The organism is Candidatus Tokpelaia sp. (assembly GCF_008636115.1).
In the GTDB taxonomy this organism is placed as follows: domain Bacteria; phylum Pseudomonadota; class Alphaproteobacteria; order Rhizobiales; family Rhizobiaceae; genus QLZD01.
Genome location: NZ_QLZD01000033.1, coordinates 315,560 through 339,469, shown reverse-complemented (window position 1 = coordinate 339,469; position 23,910 = coordinate 315,560). Strand labels below are relative to the sequence as shown.

General features: G+C 51.7%; 26 protein-coding genes, 3 tRNA genes and 1 pseudogene. 20 read left to right on the top strand and 10 right to left on the bottom strand.

What is annotated here, in order from left to right:
• The first annotated feature begins 21 nt into the window (after positions 1-21).
• From DPQ22_RS07385 to DPQ22_RS07330, 12 genes are all read left to right on the top strand, one after another.
• Entirely contained in the window at positions 22-1,311 is a 1,290-nt protein-coding gene (locus tag DPQ22_RS07385; protein ID WP_150214615.1) for a L,D-transpeptidase family protein, read from the top strand.
• A gap of 293 nt (positions 1,312-1,604) precedes the next feature.
• A complete protein-coding gene (locus DPQ22_RS07380; RefSeq protein ID WP_150214613.1) occupies positions 1,605-2,702 on the top strand; it encodes a COX15/CtaA family protein in 1,098 nt (365 codons plus the stop codon).
• A 523-nt stretch (positions 2,703-3,225) separates the two neighbouring features.
• Positions 3,226-4,527 (top strand): serine hydroxymethyltransferase, encoded by a 1,302-nt coding sequence (gene glyA, locus DPQ22_RS07375; protein WP_150214611.1) that lies wholly within the window; start codon positions 3,226-3,228, stop codon positions 4,525-4,527.
• Between the two features lie 103 nt (positions 4,528-4,630).
• Entirely contained in the window at positions 4,631-5,140 is a 510-nt protein-coding gene (gene nrdR / locus DPQ22_RS07370) for a transcriptional regulator NrdR (protein WP_150214608.1), read from the top strand.
• 50 nt (positions 5,141-5,190) lie between these two features.
• Positions 5,191-6,408, top strand: a complete 1,218-nt coding sequence (gene ribD, locus DPQ22_RS07365) for a bifunctional diaminohydroxyphosphoribosylaminopyrimidine deaminase/5-amino-6-(5-phosphoribosylamino)uracil reductase RibD (RefSeq protein WP_150214606.1) — start codon at positions 5,191-5,193, stop codon at positions 6,406-6,408.
• Between the two features lie 62 nt (positions 6,409-6,470).
• The gene (locus DPQ22_RS07360; protein ID WP_150214604.1) at positions 6,471-7,097 is read left to right on the top strand and encodes a riboflavin synthase; all 627 of its coding nucleotides are present in this window, start codon (positions 6,471-6,473) and stop codon (positions 7,095-7,097) included.
• Between the two features lie 51 nt (positions 7,098-7,148).
• Positions 7,149-7,619 (top strand): 6,7-dimethyl-8-ribityllumazine synthase, encoded by a 471-nt coding sequence (locus DPQ22_RS07355; RefSeq protein ID WP_256371587.1) that lies wholly within the window; start codon positions 7,149-7,151, stop codon positions 7,617-7,619.
• A gap of 90 nt (positions 7,620-7,709) precedes the next feature.
• Positions 7,710-8,183, top strand: coding sequence for a transcription antitermination factor NusB (gene nusB / locus DPQ22_RS07350; protein ID WP_150214599.1), 474 nt, complete (start codon positions 7,710-7,712; stop codon positions 8,181-8,183).
• 378 nt (positions 8,184-8,561) lie between these two features.
• On the top strand, positions 8,562-8,867 hold the full coding sequence (locus DPQ22_RS07345; protein WP_150214597.1) for a hypothetical protein: 306 nt from the start codon (positions 8,562-8,564) through the stop codon (positions 8,865-8,867).
• Between the two features lie 429 nt (positions 8,868-9,296).
• The gene (locus DPQ22_RS09335; protein ID WP_320411426.1) at positions 9,297-9,473 is read left to right on the top strand and encodes a type II toxin-antitoxin system RelE/ParE family toxin; all 177 of its coding nucleotides are present in this window, start codon (positions 9,297-9,299) and stop codon (positions 9,471-9,473) included.
• 1 nt (position 9,474) lies between these two features.
• The gene (locus tag DPQ22_RS07335) at positions 9,475-9,789 is read left to right on the top strand and encodes an addiction module antidote protein (protein WP_150214595.1); all 315 of its coding nucleotides are present in this window, start codon (positions 9,475-9,477) and stop codon (positions 9,787-9,789) included.
• Positions 9,789-10,085, top strand: coding sequence for a helix-turn-helix domain-containing protein (locus DPQ22_RS07330; protein WP_150214593.1), 297 nt, complete (start codon positions 9,789-9,791; stop codon positions 10,083-10,085). The genes DPQ22_RS07335 and DPQ22_RS07330 overlap by 1 nt, the downstream gene beginning before the upstream one ends.
• A gap of 428 nt (positions 10,086-10,513) precedes the next feature.
• On the opposite strand, the pseudogene DPQ22_RS09205 reads toward DPQ22_RS07330, so the two are convergent.
• A pseudogene (locus tag DPQ22_RS09205) lies at positions 10,514-10,645 on the bottom strand (antA/AntB antirepressor family protein); the annotation flags it as partial.
• Positions 10,646-11,246: 601 nt separating this feature from the next.
• Positions 11,247-11,693, bottom strand: a complete 447-nt coding sequence (locus DPQ22_RS07315; protein WP_425305160.1) for an outer membrane protein assembly factor BamE — start codon at positions 11,691-11,693, stop codon at positions 11,247-11,249.
• A gap of 368 nt (positions 11,694-12,061) precedes the next feature.
• On the opposite strand from DPQ22_RS07315, the gene DPQ22_RS07310 reads away from it, so the two are divergent.
• The 7 genes from DPQ22_RS07310 (at position 12,062) to DPQ22_RS07280 (ending at position 17,193) form a co-directional block, all read left to right on the top strand.
• Positions 12,062-12,679, top strand: a complete 618-nt coding sequence (locus DPQ22_RS07310; protein ID WP_150214589.1) for a DUF177 domain-containing protein — start codon at positions 12,062-12,064, stop codon at positions 12,677-12,679.
• Between the two features lie 270 nt (positions 12,680-12,949).
• Positions 12,950-13,999, top strand: coding sequence for a phosphate acyltransferase PlsX (gene plsX / locus DPQ22_RS07305; protein ID WP_150214587.1), 1,050 nt, complete (start codon positions 12,950-12,952; stop codon positions 13,997-13,999).
• Between the two features lie 163 nt (positions 14,000-14,162).
• Positions 14,163-15,134 (top strand): beta-ketoacyl-ACP synthase III, encoded by a 972-nt coding sequence (locus tag DPQ22_RS07300; protein WP_150214585.1) that lies wholly within the window; start codon positions 14,163-14,165, stop codon positions 15,132-15,134.
• Positions 15,135-15,347: 213 nt separating this feature from the next.
• Positions 15,348-15,659, top strand: a complete 312-nt coding sequence (locus tag DPQ22_RS07295) for an integration host factor subunit alpha (RefSeq protein ID WP_150214582.1) — start codon at positions 15,348-15,350, stop codon at positions 15,657-15,659.
• A 68-nt stretch (positions 15,660-15,727) separates the two neighbouring features.
• Positions 15,728-16,255, top strand: a complete 528-nt coding sequence (locus tag DPQ22_RS07290; RefSeq protein WP_150214579.1) for a MerR family transcriptional regulator — start codon at positions 15,728-15,730, stop codon at positions 16,253-16,255.
• A 111-nt stretch (positions 16,256-16,366) separates the two neighbouring features.
• On the top strand, positions 16,367-16,825 hold the full coding sequence (locus DPQ22_RS07285; protein WP_150214577.1) for a Panacea domain-containing protein: 459 nt from the start codon (positions 16,367-16,369) through the stop codon (positions 16,823-16,825).
• A 5-nt stretch (positions 16,826-16,830) separates the two neighbouring features.
• Entirely contained in the window at positions 16,831-17,193 is a 363-nt protein-coding gene (locus DPQ22_RS07280; RefSeq protein ID WP_150214575.1) for a hypothetical protein, read from the top strand.
• 78 nt (positions 17,194-17,271) lie between these two features.
• Here DPQ22_RS07280 and DPQ22_RS07275 read toward each other — a convergent pair.
• The 8 genes from DPQ22_RS07275 to DPQ22_RS07240 all read right to left on the bottom strand — a co-directional run bounded on the left by DPQ22_RS07275 (position 17,272) and on the right by DPQ22_RS07240 (position 22,242).
• Positions 17,272-17,346: transfer RNA gene (locus tag DPQ22_RS07275), tRNA-Val, on the bottom strand.
• 188 nt (positions 17,347-17,534) lie between these two features.
• Positions 17,535-17,609 (bottom strand) — tRNA-Val (locus tag DPQ22_RS07270).
• 217 nt (positions 17,610-17,826) lie between these two features.
• Entirely contained in the window at positions 17,827-18,189 is a 363-nt protein-coding gene (gene cpdR, locus DPQ22_RS07265) for a cell cycle two-component system response regulator CpdR (protein WP_150214573.1), read from the bottom strand.
• Between the two features lie 486 nt (positions 18,190-18,675).
• Positions 18,676-19,614: a hypothetical protein gene (locus tag DPQ22_RS07260; protein ID WP_150214571.1), complete on the bottom strand. Its 939-nt coding sequence runs from the start codon at positions 19,612-19,614 to the stop codon at positions 18,676-18,678.
• 109 nt (positions 19,615-19,723) lie between these two features.
• Positions 19,724-19,800, bottom strand: a tRNA-Pro gene (locus tag DPQ22_RS07255).
• 148 nt (positions 19,801-19,948) lie between these two features.
• On the bottom strand, positions 19,949-20,482 hold the full coding sequence (locus tag DPQ22_RS07250; protein WP_150214569.1) for a hypothetical protein: 534 nt from the start codon (positions 20,480-20,482) through the stop codon (positions 19,949-19,951).
• Between the two features lie 154 nt (positions 20,483-20,636).
• A complete protein-coding gene (locus DPQ22_RS07245) occupies positions 20,637-21,536 on the bottom strand; it encodes a 23S rRNA (adenine(2030)-N(6))-methyltransferase RlmJ (RefSeq protein ID WP_425305159.1) in 900 nt (299 codons plus the stop codon).
• A 64-nt stretch (positions 21,537-21,600) separates the two neighbouring features.
• Positions 21,601-22,242, bottom strand: coding sequence for a L,D-transpeptidase (locus DPQ22_RS07240; RefSeq protein WP_246681530.1), 642 nt, complete (start codon positions 22,240-22,242; stop codon positions 21,601-21,603).
• Between the two features lie 366 nt (positions 22,243-22,608).
• Between DPQ22_RS07240 and nagZ the strand changes: the two genes are divergently transcribed.
• Positions 22,609-23,634, top strand: a complete 1,026-nt coding sequence (nagZ, locus tag DPQ22_RS07235; protein ID WP_150214563.1) for a beta-N-acetylhexosaminidase — start codon at positions 22,609-22,611, stop codon at positions 23,632-23,634.
• The last annotated feature ends 276 nt before the right edge of the window (positions 23,635-23,910 follow it).

Below are 23,910 nucleotides of genomic sequence, written 5' to 3'. Positions count from 1 at the left end.
AGAAAACTGAAGCAGACGAAAATGGACAGGATTAAAATGGTTGAAAAGCATAAAAACCGGGGGCGCAGATATTTCCTGAAAAGCGTGTTAGGGGCCGGTATTTATGTTTTGGGCGGCGCCGTATTGCCCGCTGCTGCCGCTCCGGCCGAAATCGGGGCAAGCGGTTGGAGTGACCGGTTTGATGCGGACGCAAATAATATACCGCAAATTGCCTCCGATATTCCGGTGCTGAGCAAAGAAAGCCTGTTTTACAGCCAGATAGCTCTGGCGCATTATGGCGATATTGCCGCGGCCGGCGGCTGGCCGCAAATGCCGGCCGGGCAGGGTGCCCTGCGCCTTGGCTCGGTTGACCCGGTTATCCGCATTTTACGCCGCCGTTTGTTTATTTCCGGCGATTTGGAGCGTGAGGCCGGGCTGTCAGAGGCTTTTGACTCTTATGTTGATGCGGCTGTGCGCCGCTTTCAGGCACGGCACGGCCTGCCTGTCAACGGCACGGTTGACGATATTACCCGCCGCGCCATGAATGTGACCGTAGAACAGCGTTTGGGTCAGTTGCGCGCCAATGTCGACAGGCTGCGCCGCCTGGTTGCCGCAACGGCAAAGGAAAAGCGCTTTGTGATGATGAATATTCCCGCCGCGCAGATTGAAGCCGTGCAGGACGATAAAGTGGTGCAGCGTTATACGGCCATTGTCGGCAAAATTGACCGGCAAACGCCGATATTGGATTCCAGAATTTATGAAATTATTTTAAACCCGTTCTGGAATGCGCCGACCTCAATTATCCGCAAGGATATTATTCCGTTAATGCAAAAAAGCCCCAATTATCTGACAGAGAATAATATTCATTTATTTGATGCGCACGGGCAGGAAGTTTCGCCGCAATCGGTTAACTGGCACAGTGATGATGCCGTGCGTTTGCGCTTTCGCCAGGATCCCGGCAAAATTAACGCCATGTCGTCAACAAAAATCAATTTTCACAATAAATATGCCGTTTATATGCACGATACACCCAGTCAGGGCATGTTCAATAATTTAATGCGTTTTGATTCTTCCGGCTGTGTGCGGGTGCAAAATATTCGCGATCTGAATTTGTGGCTGCTGCGCGGCACGGCTGATTGGGACAGAAGCCGTATGGACGATGTTATCCGCTCGCGCAAAAATACGCCAATAGAGCTGAAAACCCCGGTGCCGCTGCATTTTGTCTATATTAGTGCCTGGTCAACGGGGGATAATGCGGTGCAGTTTCGTGATGATATTTATCATATGGACGGAGCGCCTGAGCTGGCTTTTGGCGAGCCGGGCGGCGGCTGATTTTGGGCATAAGCGGCTTGCTTGCCGGGAGAGGCTGCGTCTCCCTTTATCGCGGCCCGGTGGAGAGAGCTGTTCTTGACTATGGCTGCATGTGACAGTCTATCGCATCTGCAATACTTGTTTTTTATGGCGCTCTGCTTCATTTTCACATTATCAGGCATAGCCTTGATCAAGCGTAAGCCTTGCCGGGCCTGTTGCCCGGGCAGCCGGCAGCCGGCAGCAGGCATGCCGGCTGCCGAATCAAGGTGAAATCTTAAAGAGGATTCGGCCGGCAAGGCCGGTGAAGCAGGTCAATGATGCAAATTATAAAGGCAGACAGCAGAAATTATTTGACTGATGAACAGGCAGCCAATCGCAGACTTGTTCGCTATTGGCTGTATTTCGTTTATTTTCTGCTGATTCTTCTGGTCTTTATTGGCGGCGTAACACGCCTGACAGGCTCCGGCCTGTCCATTACCGAATGGCAGCCAATACATGGCGTCATTCCGCCGCTTAATCAGGAAGAATGGCAGGAGGAATTTGCCAAATATCAGCAAATTGCGCAATATAAAGAGATAAATCCTGATATGACTCTGTCAGGTTTCAAATTTATCTTCTGGTGGGAATGGCTGCACCGTTTATTGGCGCGTTTTGTTTTTGCCATTGCTGTTTTGCTGCCGCTGCTCTATTTCTGGGCGACAAAGCGGCTGGAAAAGCGGGTAAAATGGGGGCTGTTCGGCATATTTCTGCTGGGCGGTTTTCAGGGAGCTGTCGGCTGGTGGATGGTGCATTCCGGCCTTGGCCGGAGCGATTTGACCAGTGTCAGCCAATACAGGCTGGCGGCGCATTTTATCACTGCCTGTTTTATTATTGTCGCTGTTTTTGCTCTGGCGCGCGGCCTGGCTGTTTATACGGAGAAACCTGCTGCGCGCTCTGTTCGGCGTTTTGCCGCGATTCTGGTTGTTCTGGCGCTGGTGCAGATTTATTTCGGCGCTTTGGTGGCGGGGCTGCATGCCGGGCGCGTTTATAATAGCTGGCCGCTCATGGACGGCCGCCTTATTCCCTGCAATTTGCTGCCTTTGCGCCCGGTATGGCGCAATTTTTTTGAAAATATTATGACAGTGCAATTTGTGCATCGCTTTTTTGCCTATGCCCTGCTGATCATTGCCCTTATTCACGCCTTTATGGTGCAGAGAGAATGCCCGGCCAGCGGCTATGCCCGGCGCGCTTTTATTCTCTTCGGTTTGATTTTGCTGCAAAGTCTGTTCGGTATTGTGACTTTATTATTGGCCGTGCCGATTTTTTGGGGTTTGCTGCATCAGATTTTTGCTCTTGTCGTTTTATCTTTCGCTGTAGCGCATTGGGCCGCCGCCAAAGGTGCTTTGCCGCCGCCGGTGCCAAAGGCGGTTTGAAGTCGATTGCCGGATAGAGCTTTGCTGTTTTGCGGCCGGCTGTTTGGGCAGATTCAGTGCCGTTTTTATAAAGGGGGCTTGTTCTTGCGCGGCAGAATGGCTATCTTCTGCCGTGCACACGGCTTTGCTGCCGATAAATCATTTATGCTGCAATTTTTGCGATTTTAAAGCAGTCGCAATGTCAACAGGTCGAAGCATGGGATTAACATAGTTTGACCGATACAATTCAGGGGATAACAGCTTTGTTTACAAGTTTTAAATATGTCTCGCCGGCTCTGCTTTGCCCTGTTGGGACTTATCCGCCGGGCACCCCTCTGCAACCGGAGGAGAACTTGCCCGGGCTGTCAAATCAATCCGTCACCTTGCCCGAGAGTTGAGTGCTGCGGAATTTTACACGATACGCTTTCCGCGCCGGGGGGGCGGGGGCTTTTTCTCGGGTGCGTTGGGGAGAGGGGCAGGACAGAGCGGGGCGAAACTAACAGGCAAGGCCGGCTTTTCGGCATGCCAGGTGAGGCGAAATATTATGGCGCAGGCAGCAAAAGAAACAGTGAGCCGATTTTTCGATGACAGGCTGGAACAGGCTGATGAGCAGATATTTCGGGCTATTGCGGGCGAATTGCGGCGCCAATGCCGGGGGATAGAGCTGATTGCCTCTGAAAATATTGTTTCGCGCGCGGTGCTGGAGGCGCAAGGCTCGGTGCTGACCAATAAATATGCTGAAGGTTATCCGCATAAGCGTTATTATGGCGGCTGCGAATATGTGGATATAGTGGAAGATTTGGCGATTGAGCGCGCCAAAAAACTGTTTGATTGCCGTTTTGCCAATGTGCAGCCCAATTCCGGCAGCCAGATGAATCAGGCGGTTTTTCTGGCTCTGCTGCAGCCGGGTGATGTTTTTATGGGGCTGAATCTCAATGCCGGCGGCCATTTAACGCACGGTTCGCCGGTCAATATATCGGGCAAATGGTTTAAGCCCGTATCTTACGGTGTCAGCCGGGCCGATAACCGGCTGGATATGGCAGAAATTGCTGCTCTGGCGCATAAATACCGGCCAAAACTGATTTTGGCCGGCGGCACTGCCTATTCGCGTTTTTGGGATTGGGCGGCTTTTCGCCGGATTGCCGATGAGGTCGGCGCTTGTTTAATGGTGGATATGGCGCATATTGCCGGTCTGGTTGCCGGCGGCGTTCACCCTTCGCCCATGCCTTTTGCCCATGTGGTGACCGCAACAACGCATAAATCTTTGCGCGGGCCGCGCGGCGGTATTATTTTAACCAATGAGGAAAATATTGCCAAAAAGATAAATATGGCGGTTTTCCCCGGTTTGCAGGGTGGGCCGTTAATGCATATTATTGCCGCCAAAGCCGTGGCGCTGAAAGAAGCGCTGCAACCGGAATTCAAGCTTTATGCTCAGAATATTGTCACTAATGCCCGTGTGCTGGCAGAGAGTTTACAGGCAAATAATGTGGATATTATTACCAGTGGTACCGATAATCATTTAATGCTGGTGGATTTGCGCCGCAAAAATATAACCGGCAAACGCGCCGCGGCGGCGCTGGAGCGGGCAGGGATTATCTGCAATAAAAACAGTATTCCATTTGATCCGGAATCGCCTTTTATCACTTCCGGTCTGCGTTTGGGCACGCCGGCCGGCACCACGCGCGGTTTTAATGCACCGGAATTCCGCTTTATCGGAGAAATGATTGGCGAAATATTGGACGGGCTGGAGCGGGCTGGGCATGATGAAGATAATTATGCGGTTGAAGCGGCAGTGAGTGATAAAGTGCTGGCCTTGACAGAAAAATTTCCGCTTTATGCGTTTTGAGCCTGAGCGGAGCCGGGCAGGCCATAGTGATATTGCGGCTTTTCGGCGCGGATTATGTGAGGCAGGCTGGTTGCGGCTGCATCAGGCTTCAAGGAGGTAGGTAATGCGCTGTCCCTATTGTCAGTCAGGCGATAGCCAAGTGCGGGATTCACGCCCGGCCGAAGAGGGCAATGCTATTCGCCGCCGCCGTATTTGCCCGGTTTGCGGCGGTCGCTTCACGACATTTGAGCGTGTCCATCTGCGCGAGCTGATGGTGGTTAAAAAAAGCGGCAAAATTGTGCCTTTTGACCGGGATAAGCTGGTGCATTCTATTGAAGTGGCTCTGCGTAAGCGCAATATTGACGGAGAGCGCATGGAGCAGGCGGTTTCCGGTATTGTGCGCCAGTTGGAAAGCTCCGGTGAGGCGGAAATTGCCAGCCGGCAAATCGGCCTGCTGGCTATGGCAGCGTTAAAAGGCATTGATGCTATTGGTTATATTCGCTTTGCCTCTGTTTATCGTGATTTTCGCAATGCCGATGATTTTCATAAAATTATTGATGAAGTATCGAGCGCTGATAATCATCTGGCCGGCGCTGATGACGCAATAGCGGGCTGTGCTGCGGTAGAAGAATAAATTCCGGCGGCAAACCTGGCGGGCGCCGCCAGAGCCGGGGTGAGAGTGTAATGGCAAATTACAGCAAAAATAACGGCAATAAAGCAGCCAGGCATTGCGATTCTGCGCCGCGATTTAGTGATAGAGACAAATATTTTATGGCAGAGGCGGTTGCTCTGGCGCATGGCCGTCTTGGCCGGACGGGAGAAAACCCCGCAGTTGGTGCGGTGCTGGTACGGGAAGAGGAGGGGCAAGCGGTTATTATCGGCAGCAGTGCCACTGCGGCCGGCGGGCGGCCGCATGCCGAAATATCGGCTTTGCGCCAGGCGGGGGCAAAAGCGCATGGCGCCGCATTATATGTGACTCTGGAGCCTTGCTGCCATTTTGGCCAAACGCCGCCTTGTACGGAAGCCTTGATAAAAGCCGGGGTGACGCGGGTGATTATTGCCGTGTCTGATCCTGACCGGCGGGTAAATGGCGGGGGTATCAAAGTCTTGCGTCAGGCAGGCATAAAGGTGGAAACCGGTTGCCTGGCGGCACAGGCGGCAGAGGATTTGGCCGCCTATTTATGCCGCCGGAAATTTGCCCGCCCGGCCGTGACGGCAAAACTGGCCGTCTCCGCCGATGGTTTTATCGGCCGTTTGGGCGAAGGTAAAATCGCGATTAGCGGGGCAAAAGCACAGCAGGAAGTGCACCGCCTGCGCGCCGCGCATGATGCGGTGCTTATCGGCATTGGCACGGCTTTGGCCGATAATCCGCGCTTGGATTGCCGCCTGTCGGCCGGGCAAAAGGCGGCGGAAAAGCCGGAACTTCCGCCGCGCCTGCCTGTCCGTGTTGTTCTTGATACGGATTTGCGCTTGTCCTGTAACAGCCATTTGGCGCAGACAGCCGGCAGCCAGCCTGTCTGGATTTTTTGCGGCAGACAGGCGCCGGCAGCATCAAAGGCGCAATTACAGCAGGCGGGCTGCCGCGTTTTTACCTGTGAGAGCCGAAATGCGGCTTTGAATATAGAGCAGGTTTTGGCTTTATTGGCGGCAGAGGGGATAAATTCTGTTTTGCTGGAAGGCGGGGCAAAACTTATGCAGGCTTTTTGGGATAAAGCTTTGGTTGACAGGCTTATTATGTTTCAAACGCCGTTGATTATCGGCGCCGGGGGTTATAAAAAGCCTGACTTTGGCAGCAAAAACGGCTATGAGAGAATAGAGACACGCTGTTTTGGCGATGATGTCAAGGAGACATGGCTGCATCTTTGGGGTAAAGGTGGGCTTCTGGCGCCGGCTTGCGAGTAGAAAATTTGAGGCGGGCGCTGCGGCAGAGGCTGTTTGAGCCGGATTAACAGGATTTGAGATATATGTTTACCGGTTTAATAACAGATATTGGCGTGGTTACAACGCGTTCACCCATTGCCGGCGGCCTGCATTTGCGCCTGGCCACGCATTATCCTGCTCAATCTCTTGCAATCGGCGCTTCCATTGCCTGTGCCGGCATTTGTTTAACGGTTACAAAATGTGGCCGGGCGGCGCAAAAAACACCGCAGGGAGCAGAAAATTATTTTGAGGTTGAAGCATGGGAAGAAACTTTGCGGCTGACGACTCTTGCGTCATGGCAGCCGGGGCAGATGGTTAATCTGGAGCATTCGCTTAAAGCCGGCGATGAATTGGGCGGGCATTTGGTCAGCGGTCATGTTGACGGTGTGGCGCGGATTATCGGTGATAATGAAGAAGGGGAGGCACGGCGCTTCCATCTGCAGGCCCCGGCGGATCTGGCGCGTTTTATCGCCGCCAAAGGCTCGGTTTGTCTGGACGGCACATCGCTGACAGTGAATAAAGTTGACGGCGCTGTTTTTGATGTTTTATTGATTCGCCACAGTCTGGCGGTGACCAGTTGGGGGCAGCGAAAAACGGGTGATGCGGTGAATATTGAGATTGATCCTTTGGCGCGCTATATCGCCCGTATGATGGATTATAGACATAAGTGACAGATAAATAATTATCCGCAGCCGGCCGGAAGCGGCGGGGTGGGCGGTTTGTTGCGGCAGACAGAGCAGGATTTCATGAAAAAGCAATTATTCTCAACTTGTCGAATATTGATTGTTGAAGCGCGGTTTTACCGGATTTATGCCGATGATTTGCTGGCCGGGGCAAAAGCAGTGCTGGGAGAAGCAGGCGTGGCCTATGATGTGATAACCGTGCCGGGGGCGCTGGAAATCCCCGCTGCCATTGGTTTTGCTGCCGCCGGTGAGGTGAAATATGATGGCTATATTGCTTTGGGCTGTGTCATTCGCGGTGAGACGTATCATTTTGATTTGGTGGCTAATGAATCCTGCCGCGGTTTGATGAATTTGAGTCTGGAGCGCAGCCTGGCTATTGGCAATGGTATTGTGACTGTAGAAAATGCGGTGCAGGCCAAAGCGCGCACAGATAAAGAGCAAAAGGATAAAGGCGGTTTTGCCGCGCGGGCGGCCCTGGCAATGATAGAGCTGAAGCAAAAATTCCGCTAAGGCATTTGGTAAAATATAAAATCTGCTCTCCCGTTTGCCTCGGCCAGAGGAAACCGGAAGAGCAATAATGAGAATTTGAGGCAGCGCATAATGCAGCAAAAAACTGTCCAGCAGGCCAATAAGCGTGGCGCCGCACGGCTGGCGGCAATACAGGCGCTGTATCAAATGGATATTGCCGGTACCGGTGTTTTGGAAACGGCGGCGGAATATGAGACTTTTCGCCTGGGCAAAGAAATTGATAATGTGCAATATTTAGCAGCAGATGCGCAATGGTTCCGCGCTATTATTGTCGGCGTGGTGGCAGAGCAAAAGCAGCTTGACCCGATGATTCATGCCAGCCTGCCTGAGGCCTGGCCGTTATCGCGGCTGGATTCAACGCTGCGCGCTATTTTGCGCGCCGGCCTGTGGGAGCTGAAAAATCGCCGGGACGTGCCGATAGCCGTTGTCGTTTCAGAATATGTGGATATTGCCAAAGCATTTTTCAGCGGTGAAGAACCGAAAATTACCAATGCTGTTTTAGACAGGCTGGCGCGTCAGGTGCGGCCGCAAAGCGAAAATCGCTAAGGGTGAAAATTCGTTTGTCCGGGCTTGAACACAGGCCGCAATTCTGCGATGTATTGATAATATCAGGCAGCATAGCTAACCGGAGGGGCGCGCGGAGCGTGCAAACAGCACCCGGGTTGGACAGGCTGGCCTGTGGCGGCGGGCGCAACAAAGAGCAGGCGCGCGGAGCGTGCAAAATGCGGTCAGGCTGCAACGTAATGCAGGTGGTGCCCCTTTCAAATGGACAGACTTACCGCCATAGCCAACGCAATGAGAGCCGGGGCGGCATATAGCAATCCCGGCCAGGCAATAAGCGCTATGCGTGGATTTGGGCGGCAGCAAAGCGCCCTTGAAGCATAGCTCACGGCAACAGGCTTACCGCCTCGCTATGCCTTCGTGATGAGCCTCACGCCCGACCGTGCTAATGCGTATTTGGCCAAACGGCAAGGCAACACGGCGGATTTGCACAATTCTATTGAGAATCAGAACACGCCGAACGATAATCACTGGAACGAGAAATTCCGTAGCAGACGTGAGCTTTATGATGAATATAAGGGGCTTGGTGTTGCCGATACAGCTCTTACACACGCCGAGGACTTGTTAAGGGGCATGGAAGATTTCGGCCCGGCCGGGCTGCTTTTGGATAAAGGAACAGGTTTATTTACCGGAAGAACCCCGCGCACAACAAGTGACAAGCGCGCTTAATTTGGCGCTTGCCCAAGCTTCAAATTCAGAGAAATTTGCTACTGGCGCAGAGCAGCCTGGCTCGGCAATACAGAGCGGCAGGCGTGATGAGGCAATGCGGATAATTGAAATGCTGCGGGCTGAAACGGCCAAGCGGCGAAAAATCGTGCAGGACGGCTATAATAATCGGGGAGAATTGCCTGATAAGCTGTAAAATAAGTATAAAAACCAAAGCCCCGCTCAACGGCGTGTATTTTTTTATTTTTGCCCTTGCAGATTATAATTTATATGTTATATATCATTCATGATATGGAAAGCGGGCGAGTTGCATGATAAAAATAATAACAAGCACGGCGTTTGATAAATGGCTAAGAGGCCTGCGCGATAAAATAGCTGTTCGGCAGATTACCCACCCGCATTGACCGTCTGGCTTTTGGCAATGCGGGCGATGTGAAGCCGATTGGTGAGGGATTATCGGAGATAAGAATTCATCACGGCGCAGGCTATCGCATCTATTATACGCAGAAAGGCGATGCGCTGATTGTTTTGCTCTGCGGCGGCGATAAAAGCAGCCAAAGCCGCGATATTGCCAAGGCCAAACAAATAGCCAAAGATTTGGAGCTATAAAATGCAAGAGAGCTTTACACTTTACGATTCCGCTAATTATCTGAAAACGGAGGAGGATATTATCGGCTATCTTGAAGAAATTATGAAAGATGCCGGAAATAATCCCGCCTTGGTCGCCCATGCGCTTGGCGTTGCGGCGCGGGCGCATAATTTTGCCGCGCTTGCTAAAGAAACCGGCAAAAGTCAGAAAGGACTGATTAAAGCTTTGTCCGGGAATGGCAATCCAAGCTTTGCCACAATCGCCAAAGTAGCGGAAGCTCTCGGGCTTGATATAATTCTGCGCCCTAAGCAGAAAGCGGGAAAGGCTGCGCAATAATGAAAAAATTATCTAAATATGTGGCGGAGCGCGTGAAAGACCCCGAATTTAAGCGCGAATACGAAAAACTCGGCGATGAATTCAATGTTTTTGAAGCCCTTTTGAAGGCGCGCGCCAAGGCGAAAATGTCGCAGGTGCAGGTCGCGGAAAAATTTAAGACTTCACAGGCAAATATTGCGCGCCTTGAAAGCGGCAGAGTTTCTCCCAATATTGCCACGCTCCAGCGCTACGCAAGGGCTATCGGCGCAGAGCTTAAAATTGAATTTGTCCACAACAGAGACGCAAAAGCGTCATAAGGGAGGACGCTATGCTTCATGCAATGCTTATAACTTTCGGGGTGCTCTTGCTATTGTGATGTTTCCGCTGCTCCTCTGGTGCGGTGTGTGGTTGCTTGGGGTGGCAACCTTGCTTTTGAGAACGCTGTTTGTGGATTATTTCTGGATTTGGTGGATTGCCGCTTTTGCAGTGCCTGCGCTATGTATATGGAGAACAGGCGGTTCGTTTGGCAGTGATGATACGACCAAAACCTTAGGGGGGACTTATTTTATTTCTTTTTATCGGCATTGGTTGTCTTGGGGAATGGCTCCATAAAAAAATCTATCCTTACGGCTTTTAATAGAAAAACGCCGCGCTCTTAATCGGGCGCGGCGTTCAGATTTAAAGGCTCATTGCCGAGGGTGTATCCAATTTTGGAAAGACCTAATGAACGAAATTCGTCCATTAGCCGTCCTTTCTCATTGCGTTCCACCATGCACATCTCTTTCGCCATATCCAGCGTGAGGGCGTATTCCTTGCGATTATGGCCGCCGCGGCCTTTGCTTTCCAATTCCGGAAAGCAAATATAATCCTGATTTTCAGACTATTGCAGGAAATCTCCGCAATAGAAGTGTGTATTTACCACTTCTGGATACACCCGGTCAGTGTATATTTTCTCTACGCTGACACTCCCCAAACATCATAACTTTAATAGCTGCATTCACCTGTATCATAGCCGCCGCTGGTGATTTTCGGAGAGAGCGGCAATGTGTAAGGGGCTGGTTCATTTGTCAAAAAGTGAGGGAATATACAAAAATTTCAGCGCGCTACACAATGGCGCTGACAGGCAAGCAGCAGGCATGGCTGGCAAAAGCGGTTAGAGACCGCGCCGCTTTTGCCTGTTTGTTATGAAGAAGGAGTAATTTACCGTCTCATTATCAGCAATCAGGCCGGTTTTGCTTTTGTTGAAAATTTAATAGTGCGTGCCGTTAAGGTGGCCGAAAACCGGCATTGGGGCGGCTTTGTCTGGGCCGAAATCTGCTTTGCTCTTTTTGCTGCCGCCTTTTGCCCGCCCGATTTCAAGCGGGCAAAAGCACAGGCGCAGGCTGATTGCAGCATAGCCGCCTGCTGCTGTTGCCGCAACAAACCGGACACAGCGCCTGCAAACCCCGCCAAATGGCGACTGCCTTTTTATCGGCCGGTCACCGCGGATTTTTCGGTATTGGCAAAGCGGGGACGGCGCGTGTGCCCATAATAAGCTGATTGAGGAAAGACTGATCTTTACCGCCTGTCGGTGTCGTTTTGGAAGCAAAGTCAAATAATTTGCCGTCTTTCAGGCCATAATGCGCGATTTTGCTGACATTGCCCTGTTTGTCAAAATAAATAGCGATAACACGGCGATCAATAATTTTCGGCTTCATAAATTGCGCCCGGCGATAACGCGTTTGCGAAATATAATAAAAAACTTCACTATCATACATGGCTTTGAGTGACGGCGTGCCCAGAGCCAGCAAAACCTGATCGCGGCTTGAGCCGACAGCAACCGTATCCAGCGCCTGCTGATCAATAATATAGCCTTCATTATAAGTTTGCGTCGTATCAAGAAAACTGACTTTGCTGCAGGAAGCAACAGCCAGCCCCAGCCCCAGCCCCACACATAAACGCAGCGCAAATTTAAGCTGCGGCGAAAAAAACGCCGGCTCTGCCCCGGCCTTTACTGGCGAGATTAAGGTGTTGGACAAAGATATTCTCCCAAACACAGTTTTATAAATAAACAAATTGTATTTTAGAGTGGTAAAGCAATTTGCCCTTTATTGCAAGAGCTACGGGTTTTCCCCCGCCCAAACAGCTATTTTATGCCCTGAAAATTTGCGATTTGGAACTATAGCCGGCGATAATTATTATTATGAAATCCGGGCGAAAAGCGGCCGGCCTGGCTGTCGGGCTTGCCGCAGGCTTTGTCTTGCTTTATGGTGAGGGCGTTTTGCTGTGATATTTACTGTATTATAGGTGCGATATGTCTCATCACGCCGGCAGTGCGGCTTTGTCCGGCCTGTATTTCCCCGTTAATGTGCGCTTCCTGCCGCCCGGTGGCGTGCAGCTTGTGCTGGCGACAAATGCAAGGGAGAGAGCCGCTCTGGCGGCCGCGCATGATGTGGCGGCCGTGCTTGCCTTTTCGGTGGTTTTTCAGCTTCGTCCGTGGAAAAAGCAGGGTGTGCGGGTTGAGGGGCAGTTGAGCGCTTGTATTGAGCAGCCATGCAGTATCACCGCCGAGCCGCTGCAAAATACCTTGCATAAGCATTTTGAGGCCTGTTTTGTGCGGCAGAATTCGCGCCTGGCCAAATTGCCCGATAAAAATAATAGCGGTGAGCTGTTTCTGGATCCTGAGGGAGAGGATATGCCGGAAATTTTCAGCGGCGATGAAATTAATGTCGGCGCCCTGGCGGAGGAGTTTTTTGAGCTGGAAATTGATCGCTATCCGCGCAGGCAAGGAGCGTTTTTGCAAAATGCCGGCCCGCAGGAAGGAAATGAGACGGCCGGCAGCGGCCCGGCCGGCGGCAGTAAAGCGCAGTGCAAAAAAGAGGAGCATTCTGCTTCTCCTTTTGCCGTTTTGACACATTTAAAGAAAGATTAGGCCGGCTGCGCCTTTCACAATCGGGAGCGGGCGGCCTTGTGCGATTGGATATTTTACAATGAAATTGGCCTTTTGCCCTGGGTTTTGCAGTGTTCCGGCGCAGCGGGTTTATGGTTAACAAAAATTGAAAAAGCTTTTGGAGCAGTTGAAAACCTGCTATAGGCCGTTAGGCATTTTGTAGCTTTGGCGGTGCCGATGAGCCTGGCAGAAAGCGAGGCCTGCAGGGCAGAAAGCCGGGGAAACAGATTATTGGATTGATTGGGAGTTTCAGTGATTACAATCGCGGTAGATGCTATGGGCGGAGATAAAGGGCCCAAGACCAATATTGCCGGTGCGGCTTTGGCGGTGCGGCAATATCCGGATATGCGTCTGGTTTTTTATGGTCTGGAGCATGAGGTAAAGCCGGTTTTGGCGCAATATTCCGAGCTGGCTGCCAGTGTTTTCCACCCTTGTGAGACCGCTACGCAAATGAATGAGAAGCCGAGCCAGGCCCTGCGGCTGGGGCGCGGCAAATCCTCCATGTGGCATGCGCTCGAGGCGGTCAGAACCGGTGAAGCCGATGCCTGTGTTTCTGCCGGTAATACCGGTGCCTTAATGGCTATGTCCTATTTTTGTCTGCGTATGCTGGCTGAGGCGGAGCGCCCCGGTATTGCCGGCATTTGGCCCACTATAGACGGAGAAGGGCTGGTGCTGGATATTGGCGCCACAATCGGCGCCGATGCCAGCCAACTGGTGGATTTTGCCGTTATGGGTGCGGCTATGTTCCGCGCTTTATATCATGTTGAGCGGCCGACTGTCGGCCTGCTCAATGTCGGTGTTGAAGATGTAAAAGGCCTGGAAGAAATTCGCAAAGCGGGGCATATTTTAAGGGAAGTGCAATCGGAAGTATTGGATTATAAAGGCTTTGTTGAAGGCAATGATATTGGTTTCGGCAAAGTTGATGTTGTCGTAACGGAGGGCTTTGTCGGCAATATTGCCTTGAAAACGGCAGAAGGCACAGTGCGGCAGGCGGCCTTTATGCTGGCGGCGGAAATCAAAAAATCCTTACCGGCAAAAATCGGCTATTTGCTGGCGCGGGGAGCTTTCCGCCGCTTGCGGGAAAAAGTGGATCCGCGCCGTGTTAATGGCGGGGTATTGCTGGGGCTTAACGGTCTGGTCATCAAAAGTCACGGCGGCACAGATGCGCAGGGATTTGCTTCTGCCCTGCGTATTGGTTATGAAATGGCCAAATATAAATTACTGGAGAAAATATCGGCCGATTTGCGCTATTTTCATCGCAGCAAGCCGGATTTTTCGCTATTGCAGGAAAAGAAAGAATAAATTTGCCGTCTTTCAGGCAAGCGGCCTGTCGGCTTGAATTGCAGGGCGTCTTGTATTTTCCGGTTTAGCGGTTTGCTGCCTTGTTTCGCCCGGTGCTTCGCCGTTTCCCGGCCGCAAACGCAGCCTGTATGGGAAGAGCAAAACAGAAATTTGAGGAGACTATATGATACGGTCGGCAATTTGCGGCATTGGGGCGGCTTTGCCCAGGCATGTCATGACCAATAGTGAGCTTGAGACAAAAGTGGATACTTCAGATGCGTGGATTGTGCAGCGCACAGGTATCAGGCAGCGTTATATTGCCGGCAAGGGTGAAACCACTGTTTCCCTGGGCACGGCCGCGGCGCAAAAAGCGCTGGAAAATGCGAGGCTTGGGGTTGATGCTATTGATATGATTATTTTGGCTACTTCAACGCCTGATCATACTTTCCCCGCTTCCGCTACAGAGATTCAGAGCAATCTGGGCATGAATCACGGCTTTGCCTTTGATGTGCAGGCTGTTTGCTCCGGCTTTGTTTTTGCTCTGGTCACAGCAGATAATTATTTGCGGGCGGGCATGGCCAGACGGGCGCTGGTTATCGGCGCTGAGACCTTTTCCCGTATTCTGGATTGGCATGACCGCTCGACCTGCGTTCTCTTTGGCGATGGCGCCGGGGCGGTGGTGCTGGAAGCGCGCAGCAGCAAAGGCACTATAAATGATACCGGTATTCTGGCTTCCTGCCTGCGTTCAGACGGCCGGCATATGGAGAAGCTTTATGTCGATGGCGGGCCTTCCACCACCCGGACAGTCGGGCATTTACATATGCAAGGGCGGGAAGTGTTTAAATATGCTGTCGGCATGATTACCGATGTTGTTGATAATTGCTTTGCGCAAACAGGCCTGTCGGCGCGGGATTTAAACTGGTTTGTGCCGCATCAGGCCAATAAGCGCATTATTGATGCGGCGGCCCATAAATTGGGCATTGCTCCTGAAAAAGTGGTGATAACCGTAGGAGAACATGGCAATACTTCTGCTGCTTCCGTGCCATTGGCGCTGGCCGCGGCCAGCCGGGACGGACGCCTTAAAAAAGGCGATTTGATTATGCTGGAAGCTATGGGCGGCGGTTTCACCTGGGGGGCAGTGTTACTGCGCCGTTAAGGCGCCGGATTATTTTTGCTTTATTATCTCCACCGCAAAGGCGCGGCGATGAAAGGACGCTGACCCCGCCAGTGAAATGCGGCAAAAGATAAATAAAAATCACATGTTAATAAAAATCGCGTTGAAACTCGCGCCTGTCTCGATTAGAAAAGAACAGGAAATTTGCGGGAATCGCTAACAAGGCGATGAAATATTACAAAGGGTTGCAAGCTCATGACAAGTAAAACTGTAACGCGCGCTGATTTGGCAGATGCCGTCTGCAGGGAAGTGGGGTTGTCGCGGGTGGAATCGGCTGCTCTGGTTGAAATGATTATTGAAGAAATATGTGATGCTATTGTGCGGGGAGAAACAGTTAAATTATCGTCTTTTGCCACTTTTCAGGTGCGCAGCAAAAAAGAGCGCATTGGCCGCAACCCGATGACAGGGGAAGAAGCGGCGATTTATCCCCGCCGGGTTGTTGCTTTTAAAGCCTCTAATGTCCTGAAGCAAATGGTTCTGGAGCGGCAGCGCAAATTGCATGATTAGTGCCTGTGGGGGTGTGCCGGGGCAGTGCTTTTGGCCTGTCTGGCGGGTTTGATAAAGGGGCCGGAACAATGGAAAAAGCGCCTGAGGCGTTTCGCACAATTAGCGAAGTGGCTGAATTGCTGGATTTGCCCCAGCATGTTTTGCGCTTTTGGGAAACGCGTTTTTCGCAATTAAAGCCGATGAAACGCGGCGGCGGCCGCCGTTATTACCGCCCGGCCGATGTCGATTTTCTCAAGGCAGTGCAGTATCTGCTTTACGAAAAAGGCTATACTATCAAGGGCGTGCAGCGCTTGTTGAAAGAAAACGGTGTGGCTTTTATTGCTGCTTTAGGCAGCGGTGACAAAGAGCAGGCTGATGCACTTATCAAACAAAAACAGCAAAATGAGCTGGAAGAATTATTTCCCGGCGATATTGTGCCTGAATATAAGGAAAAGGGGGGTGGACGCGGTTTTTTCGGCTTTTTGCGCAATGAAGAGGCTGACAGGCAAAGCGAGAATTCTGCCGCGATTGTCAAAGATAAAAATGCGCTTTTGCAGCGGGCTTTGCTGGAATTGATAGAATGCAAACGCCTGCTTGACCGCGCTCGCCAGGGGTGAGATAGTGGGTTTGCTTTCCTGTGATAGTGGATTTTTTAAATCTCCTCCCGGAAGAATCATGGTAATAATTTAGGGTTATTATCAGGTGATAGGAAATTTTGGGGATATAAAATGCATGGCAGCGAGAAAATTGCCGACCAATTTCTTAACTTGGCGCGGGAACAGAAGACAACTTTAACGCCTATGCAACTGCTCAAGCTTGTCTATCTGGCACATGGCTGGATGCTGGGTCTTTATGGGCGCCCGCTGATAAAAGATGGGATACAAGCTTGGCAGTACGGGCCTGTTATTCCAACTCTTTATGATAAAATAAAGCATTTTCGCAGCAATCCGGTTGAGGGTAGGCTCTCGAATGAAAATTTTGCGCTTGATGAGAGCGAGAAGAGCATTGTTAAACAGGTTTATGATATTTATGGCAGCCTTACCGGGCCGCAACTGTCCCGCTTGACACATGCGCCCGGAACCCCTTGGAGCAACACATATTGTCCGGGTATTTTTGGCAGTGTAATTTCGAATGATTTGATTGCTGATTATTTTAAAAGAAAAGCAGATAATACGCCGGCGGGGTGAGGCATATGGATAGTTTGGGGCAGCCTCCTAAAAAAGTCTCTTCGCTTTCTGAAGAAGATAGAAAACTCGCGACGCCCGCTTCCAATGATGAAGATTCGGCAGATAAAGAGGCTGCTTCTATAAATAATGAAGATTTGGATAGAAAAGCAGCGCAAAATGAGCATAAGAGGGAGCAGAGCTTTAAAAATCATTTTGAGACCTTAATGATAGGGGCTTTATGGATAATTGGGATTAGCAGTATTGCTGTCTTTTTGATTTTTATCCTTCATATGATTTTCCCGATATGCTGTGCTGGTGCTGGCTGTCGGAAGAGCAACTCAAAAATGTGCAGGTGTTTTTGTTCGGCAGTTTTGGCGGAGCGGCGGTAACGACCGCTTCGCGCCATTTGCATAGAAGAATGCATGGAACCAAATAAACCCGAATATTTGTTTTGCAATGGCGGCATTTGGTGGGCGTGACAGGGATTGAACCTGTGACCCCTACAGTGTGAATGTAGTGCTCTCCCGCTGAGCTACACGCCCCGAAATCATGGTCTATAGACCATATTGCGGCCCGGAGCGCAAGCCCTAATTCCGCCGATAGAGCAAACTCTCAGGCGCGACCGGTTTAGCTTTTATGCTTTTGCCGGATTGCGGCCGGCAGATATATTGACAAAAGCTCTCAGGGAAGCCGGATTGAGAGGAAATTGCCGCAAATTTGCCGGGATAAATGGTGGGCGTGACAGGGATTGAACCTGTGACCCCTACAATGTCAATGTAGTGCTCTCCCGCTGAGCTACACGCCCGTCAGGCTGCCTTGAATGTGGCACCTCATAGTCTCTGGCATAGACCATATTAGCCGCTAAAGGTCAAGCTTTATTGCGGCAAAACGAACAAAATCCTGCCGGGGACAGCAAATAGCAGCGTGCCGCCCGCAACAGAGCCGATCCGGTTTGAAGTTTTGCTTTTTTGGCAATTATGCCGGCTTTTTGGCAGAAAATAGCGCAAAAGCGCTAAAATCATTCAGGCTGCCAGCAGCATTTTCTGCACTTCCTGCACTAATTGGCGCAGATGAAAGGGTTTGGATAAAACATGCGAATCACGCGGGGCGCGTGAATCGGCGTTTAAAGCCACAGCGGCAAAACCGGTAATGAACATGACCTTTAAATCAGGGTCTATTTCTGTAGCGCGGCGCGCCAATTCTATCCCGTCCATTTCCGGCATAACAATATCGGTCAATAAAAGGGAGAAAGGTTCTTCCTGCAGGCGCTCATAAGCGCTGACACCATTGTCAAAATCACTCACTTCATAACCGGCGCGTTCCAAAGCCTTGACCAAAAAACGCCGCATATCATTGTCATCTTCCGCCAGCAGAATACGCTTCATCAAATTATCCGATTAGTTTTGTTGTCGCCCCGATAGCACAGCCTGTCATCAGGCCCGGCTGAAAAATAATGCCCTTGCAGCTATTGTAATCGCGGCCGCTTTGTCGCCGCTATGCCGCAACCTTGTTTTATAATACAGAATTTTTGGCAAAAGAGAATAAAGGCGGGGTGACTGCTTGTAATAATGGTTAATTTTTGCTTGTTCGCTGCTGCGGTTTCAAGCGTGAGGCGCGCTTATCGGCTCCGGCGCGTCTGCTGTCGGCAACTCTGCCTTGCCGCTATGGAACGGCCGGATAATCGGGGCCGTCCCATTATAAATATGAGATGCGACTGGGGATAACAGGCGGCAATTTCTTAATCCGACAAAATATTATCTTTGCCGGCAAAGCTATGTGACTGATTTTCTCTGGCGCCTGATTCTATATCCGGCCATTGGGGCTTTGCTTTTGCCAAAAATCGCGGCGCGCTGCCTAAAGGGCAGGCCGGCCTAAAGCAGGGCCGCATGTTCCAGAACAGGATTGGCGCTGCTCGTATCACTGCCGGGGATAAAAGCATCAAAAGCGGCCCAGAACTGGTGGCGCTGATAAGCGGATTCCTGCAGCAAAGCGGGAGAAGCCGCAGGAATAATGAGATTATCAACAAGACGCAATTTTTCTGCCAGCAGCCGTGCCTGAGCAATATTGGCTTTTGTGTCACGGGCGGCAGAAATAAGGAGACAGGGCAGAGTCATATTTTTGCGATAGCTGCCGGAAAGAATATAGGCAGCGTGATCCAGCAAATTGGCTTTATAGGCAAGGCTGTTCCGCCCTGTTTCCTTGTGTTTTCTGGTATTGCAGGTCAAAAGGCTCGCAGCCTTTATGCCGAAATGATAGAGGCTGTTTGGCCTGTGGCGGCCAATGCTCATCGGCACGGCGACAAGCACCATGCGGCGCACAGTGCTGCGCAAAATATTTTGTGTCGTCAAGGCGAACAGCCCCCCCAGACCTTGCGCCAGCACATAAAACGGCGCCGGATAATCCGGCAAAAGCACATTTTGTACAAAACAGCCAAGCGCTTTGCTGTTAAAGCGGCAGGCATAGCGATTTTGCCCTGTTTGCCGCCTGTTTGCCTTATTGCCCGATTGAGGCCGGCTACCCTGCCGATACCAGTCATAGCCCGCACTATAAAAACCGCGCGCGCTCAAAGCAGCAAGCAGCGCTTGATCATTGTCAAAAGGCACGCCCCAGTCGTTAAATAATAAAATTGTGCCCCGGGCTGAAGCTGCTTTGCCCTTCCCGGTCGCAGACTCTGCTTTTAGCAGGGCCTTATGCGCCTGCCAGGACAAAAAGCGCCCGGCGCCAATAGCAAAGCGCCCAGTCATAAATTGTGCTGTAGCGGCAGCAGATTCAGCTTTTGCGCTGCTATCGGCATTTATCGGCAATATCATATAATAATAATAACCGATTCTTCAGCCTGAAGGTAAAATTTCGGCAGCAAAAAACAGGCGATCTGACAAAGAACAGTAACAGGGAACTAAAAAGCGAAAAAGCCCAAAATGGTCGGAGCGGCGGGATTCGAAACCACGACCCCTTGACCCCCAGTCAAGTGCGCTACCGGGCTGCGCTACGCTCCGCTGCTTTTGTCTGTAAATCAAGCCCGGAGGAAAGGCAAGCCCCAAACAGGCAGAAAGCAGAAAAAGCGGCATTATGCCCGCCCTGCCTGCCTTATGAATATATTAGCCGGCTTCCGGTTTAATTTTGGCGGGGAGGCCAGGACATTGCTTAATAAACGCTGAGCGCCGGTGCGCGCAAACTGCGACAATCATTATCGCGCACCAGCCAGTTATCAAGACCGACCACGCAGAAAGAGACATGCAAAGGGCCAATGCCGGCAAAGCCCTGGCCGCGCGCCACAATATAAGTAGCAGGGTAGCTCTGCCCATTAGTCATAGTGACCGTAGCGGCGCAATAATGGCGGTTAATATCATAGGATTCAGGCCCGTATTGAGACTGCACTTCTTCAACATTGTTGAAAGATTTTATGGACAGGCGCGGCTCATGCGGCACACGGCGCATTTGCCGGGCAAAGCGCAACCTTGCCTCAGCCCGCACCAGAAAATTGCTGCATATGCCTTTATAAGGCCGCGATGGCAGCGGTGTGGCCTGCGCCTCCGGCCCTTCCGGCGCCGGCGGAAAATAGGCCTTGCCGCCTGTATCGGCAGCATAAGCAAAACAGTTTCCAAAAGACAAAGGCACAGCAATCAGAACGGGCACGGCATAATTTTTTATACAGGTTTTTATAGAAAGAGCGGGCATAATATTATTTATCCTCAGGGCGCAGCGGCCTGTTCTACCGATAAAGCCGCTGCCGAAATCCTATGCAAATTTTGCCTGCTTGGCAAGCTTTTATGCAGCCTGTGCGCCGATAAAACAGCCGGCTGCCGTATTTGCGCCTGATCCGCTCGGCAGATTATGGCCCTTTTAACCAGTTTTGCCGCAAACAGGCGCTGCTATCCTCGGCAAAGGCGCGCAAAAACAGCGGTTCGAGCTGCCGCAACTGCTCAGATAAAATATAAGGCGGATTGATAAGAATAAGGCCGCTGCCGTCTAAGCGCGGTAAAGGCGATTTTTGCCGAATATGCAGCTCTGCCTGCAAAATTGTCCCGGCTCTGTTTTGCGGCAGAATATCAATAAATTGTTCAATTTTATGCTCATTTTTTATCGGATACCACAGCATATAAAGGCCGTGGGCAAAACGGCGCAAGGCCTGAGAAAGGCCGGCGGCCTGAGCAGCAAATTCGTCCTCCCGCTCAAAAGGCGGATCAATCAGAATGAGGCCGCGTTTTTCTTTGGGCGGTAATTGCGCTTTTAAGGCCAGCCTGCCGTCCAGATGCAAAATACGGCTTTGATAATCGCCGGCAAAATGCTGTTTTAACTCGGCATAATCCTGCGGCTGCAATTCAATCGCCGTGAGTCTGTCCTGCCGGCGCAAAGCAAGGCGGGCAAATAAGGGAGAACCGGGATAATAGCGCAGGCCGCCTTGCGGATTGACGGCAGAGAGAGCCTGCATATAGGGAGTAAGCAGGGCACTGACAGGGGTGGACGCTGTCGGAGAAGCCGCATAGGCCGCAACAGCCTGCTCAACCGGGCCGGGCACAAGCGCTGCCAAAAAGCGCCCAAGGCCGTTTTGCCACTCGGCTGTTTTATTGGCCGCTGCGGCGCTCAAATCATAAAGACCGGTGCCGGCATGTGTATCAATAACCCGGAAAGCAGCGGGCTTACGCTGTAAATAGGCGATAATAAGTGTCAGAACACTATGTTTGAAAATATCGGCAAAATTGCCGGCATGATAAATATGACGATAATTCATGACTAACGGGTCGGTAAATACAGGCAAAACAGCCGCCCGGCGGGCGGCTGCGGCGAATTATTGCCTAACCGAGAACAATAACACGCGCGCCGACAGGAACGCGATTATAAAGATCAATAATATCCTGATTGAGGAAGCGGATACAGCCTGAAGAAACATTTGTGCCAATGCTCCACGGCTCAATCGTGCCGTGCAGGCGGAAATATGTGTCTCTGCCGTTACGGTAGAGATATAAAGCGCGGGCGCCCAGCGGATTGGTCGGCCCGGGCGCCAGGCCGCCGCCCATATGGCCGTAACGAGCCGGCTGGGCGCGCATCATATTGACAGTCGGCGTCCAATGCGGCCAGCTTGCCTTGCGGCCGACAACCGCCTGACCGCGGAAATTGGCCGATCGGTTGAGGGCAACACCAATACCGTAACGAATAGCCCTGCCGCCCGGTAAAACAAAATAGGCATAATGCTCTGACGTGCTGATAATAATAGTGCCGGGGGCATAAGGCTTGCTAAAAGCCACTTCACGGCGCAAAAATCTGGGGTCAATCTGTCGCAAATCCACCGCCGGTATAGGAAACTGCTCGTCTGTTACCGCGCCGTAAATCCTGTGATAATAGGGGCTGGCAAAATAGGCATGCCGCCGTGATGACGGGCCGCTGCCCACCTGCCGGCCGGTGGTAGTGCAGGCCGCCAGAAAGCCTGGAAGAGCCATAAGAAAAAATCTGCGATTCATAAGCCGGTTATCCTCGTTTATCCCGATTGCATATTTTCGGGCCGGAATGGTCTGTTGACAGAAAATGGGCGAAATTTGAAGACACCCCCGTTTATTACCGAAAAAAGCAAGCTCCGGCACGGGCGGGGACTCAGGAAACCATACAGGAATCGGGTAAAATATTGGGCGCTCAGTCAAACATAAATTCCCTGCTTGTGCCAGCTCTTTTTTGGAAAAAGCGGTTTTGGGCATGGAATCTGTGAGAATCTTAATTTATAAAATCATGGTTTACAGAGAGTTAACGCCGGGCGTATAAACAGGCCGGCAGTTTTGCTCGCAGGCGCATGAGCCGGTTTGAGGTGTGTTATGCAAAATTACAGGGCTTTTATTACCGGGCTGGCAGGGCCGCGCCTGAACGGGGAAGAAAAGAGCTTTATCGCTGAATATGCGCCTTGGGGCTTTGTGCTTTTTGCCCGCAATATCAAGACGGCGGCGCAGATAAAAACCTTGATTGATGATTTGCGCAAGGCAACCGGGCGGCAGCATTTGCCGGTTTTTATTGATCAGGAAGGCGGGCGGGTGCAGCGCTTGAAGCCGCCTTTGGCGCCCAATTATCCTGCTGCGGCACAAATAGGCGCACTTTATCGGCAAAACCGGCAGCAGGGTTTGCGTGCGGCCTGGCTCAAAGCGCGCCTGATTGCGCTTGATTTGCGCCGTTACGGCTTTACTGCCGATTTTATGCCGCTGCTCGATTTGCCTGTGGCCGGCAGCCATCAGATTATCGGCGACCGCGCTTATGACAGCCGGCTGGAGGCGGTTATTGCGCTGGGGCGGGAGACAGCAAAAGCTTTGCGTGCCGGCGGCCTGTTGGCGGTGATGAAACATATACCCGGGCATGGCCGCGCTGCGGCCGATACGCATAAAGAGCCGGCCCGGGTAAATACGGCTAAAGAAGTTTTGCAAAAAACGGATTTTGCGCCTTTTGCTGCTTTGGCAGCCCTGCTGCCGGCAGCGATGACAGCGCATATTATTTATGAAGCCTATGATGCCGGCAATGCCGCCACTTTGTCCAAAGCGGTGATTGGGCAGGTTATTCGCCGGGAAATCGGCTTTGACGGTTTATTGATGAGTGATGATCTTTCCATGCAGGCTCTGCCCGGCACGCTTGCCGAGCGCGCCAAAGGCAGTTTTGCCGCCGGCTGTGATATAGCCTTGCATTGCAATGGCGCTATGGCAGAAATGCAGGCTGTTGCGGCGCATAGCCCTTATCTTGCCGGGCAGGCTTTAGCACGGATAGAGCGGGCAGAAAGCTGGATAACCGCACCGGCAGAGATTGATGAACAGGCTTTGCGCGCAGAATTTGCCGGGCTTATGCCCGCTGCCGCAGTTTGAAACTCTGGTGACGAGCGGGATATATTTTGGCTTGATTGCTTGTTTTTTGCCGCGGCCTTTGTATGTTTTATAAATATTGCCGGCTCATATCCGGGAGCGAAAGCAGGGCGGAAACAGATTGAAAGGCCGATTATGCCGGGAATGACGGCTAAAGGACAGCAGGCCGGGCCTTTGCCGCCGGGCGAGCAGTTCTATCTTGATCGAGACGGTTTTGAAGGGACGCTTGATATGCTGCTGCCTTTGGCGCAAGCCAAAAAACTGGATTTAAGCACAATT

Excerpts from the sequence above, each read along its gene's own strand:
- DPQ22_RS07330 (WP_150214593.1), top strand. The coding sequence starts at position 9,789 with ATGAAAAAATTATCTAAATATGTGGCGGAGCGCGTGAAAGACCCCGAA.
- DPQ22_RS07295 (WP_150214582.1), top strand. The coding sequence starts at position 15,348 with ATGACAAGTAAAACTGTAACGCGCGCTGATTTGGCAGATGCCGTCTGC.
- DPQ22_RS07360 (WP_150214604.1), top strand. The coding sequence starts at position 6,471 with ATGTTTACCGGTTTAATAACAGATATTGGCGTGGTTACAACGCGTTCA.
- DPQ22_RS07335 (WP_150214595.1), top strand. The coding sequence starts at position 9,475 with ATGCAAGAGAGCTTTACACTTTACGATTCCGCTAATTATCTGAAAACG.
- nrdR (WP_150214608.1), top strand. The coding sequence starts at position 4,631 with ATGCGCTGTCCCTATTGTCAGTCAGGCGATAGCCAAGTGCGGGATTCA.
- nagZ (WP_150214563.1), top strand. The coding sequence starts at position 22,609 with ATGCAAAATTACAGGGCTTTTATTACCGGGCTGGCAGGGCCGCGCCTG.
- DPQ22_RS07280 (WP_150214575.1), top strand. The coding sequence starts at position 16,831 with ATGGATAGTTTGGGGCAGCCTCCTAAAAAAGTCTCTTCGCTTTCTGAA.
- DPQ22_RS07310 (WP_150214589.1), top strand. The coding sequence starts at position 12,062 with ATGTCTCATCACGCCGGCAGTGCGGCTTTGTCCGGCCTGTATTTCCCC.
- DPQ22_RS07290 (WP_150214579.1), top strand. The coding sequence starts at position 15,728 with ATGGAAAAAGCGCCTGAGGCGTTTCGCACAATTAGCGAAGTGGCTGAA.
- cpdR (WP_150214573.1), bottom strand. The coding sequence starts at position 18,189 with ATGAAGCGTATTCTGCTGGCGGAAGATGACAATGATATGCGGCGTTTT.
- ribD (WP_150214606.1), top strand. The coding sequence starts at position 5,191 with ATGGCAAATTACAGCAAAAATAACGGCAATAAAGCAGCCAGGCATTGC.
- DPQ22_RS07260 (WP_150214571.1), bottom strand. The coding sequence starts at position 19,614 with ATGATATTGCCGATAAATGCCGATAGCAGCGCAAAAGCTGAATCTGCT.
- DPQ22_RS07285 (WP_150214577.1), top strand. The coding sequence starts at position 16,367 with ATGCATGGCAGCGAGAAAATTGCCGACCAATTTCTTAACTTGGCGCGG.
- glyA (WP_150214611.1), top strand. The coding sequence starts at position 3,226 with ATGGCGCAGGCAGCAAAAGAAACAGTGAGCCGATTTTTCGATGACAGG.
- nusB (WP_150214599.1), top strand. The coding sequence starts at position 7,710 with ATGCAGCAAAAAACTGTCCAGCAGGCCAATAAGCGTGGCGCCGCACGG.
- DPQ22_RS07300 (WP_150214585.1), top strand. The coding sequence starts at position 14,163 with ATGATACGGTCGGCAATTTGCGGCATTGGGGCGGCTTTGCCCAGGCAT.
- DPQ22_RS07240 (WP_246681530.1), bottom strand. The coding sequence starts at position 22,242 with ATGGCTCTTCCAGGCTTTCTGGCGGCCTGCACTACCACCGGCCGGCAG.
- DPQ22_RS07345 (WP_150214597.1), top strand. The coding sequence starts at position 8,562 with ATGAGCCTCACGCCCGACCGTGCTAATGCGTATTTGGCCAAACGGCAA.
- DPQ22_RS07250 (WP_150214569.1), bottom strand. The coding sequence starts at position 20,482 with ATGCCCGCTCTTTCTATAAAAACCTGTATAAAAAATTATGCCGTGCCC.
- DPQ22_RS07245 (WP_425305159.1), bottom strand. The coding sequence starts at position 21,536 with ATGAATTATCGTCATATTTATCATGCCGGCAATTTTGCCGATATTTTC.
- DPQ22_RS07380 (WP_150214613.1), top strand. The coding sequence starts at position 1,605 with ATGATGCAAATTATAAAGGCAGACAGCAGAAATTATTTGACTGATGAA.
- DPQ22_RS07385 (WP_150214615.1), top strand. The coding sequence starts at position 22 with ATGGACAGGATTAAAATGGTTGAAAAGCATAAAAACCGGGGGCGCAGA.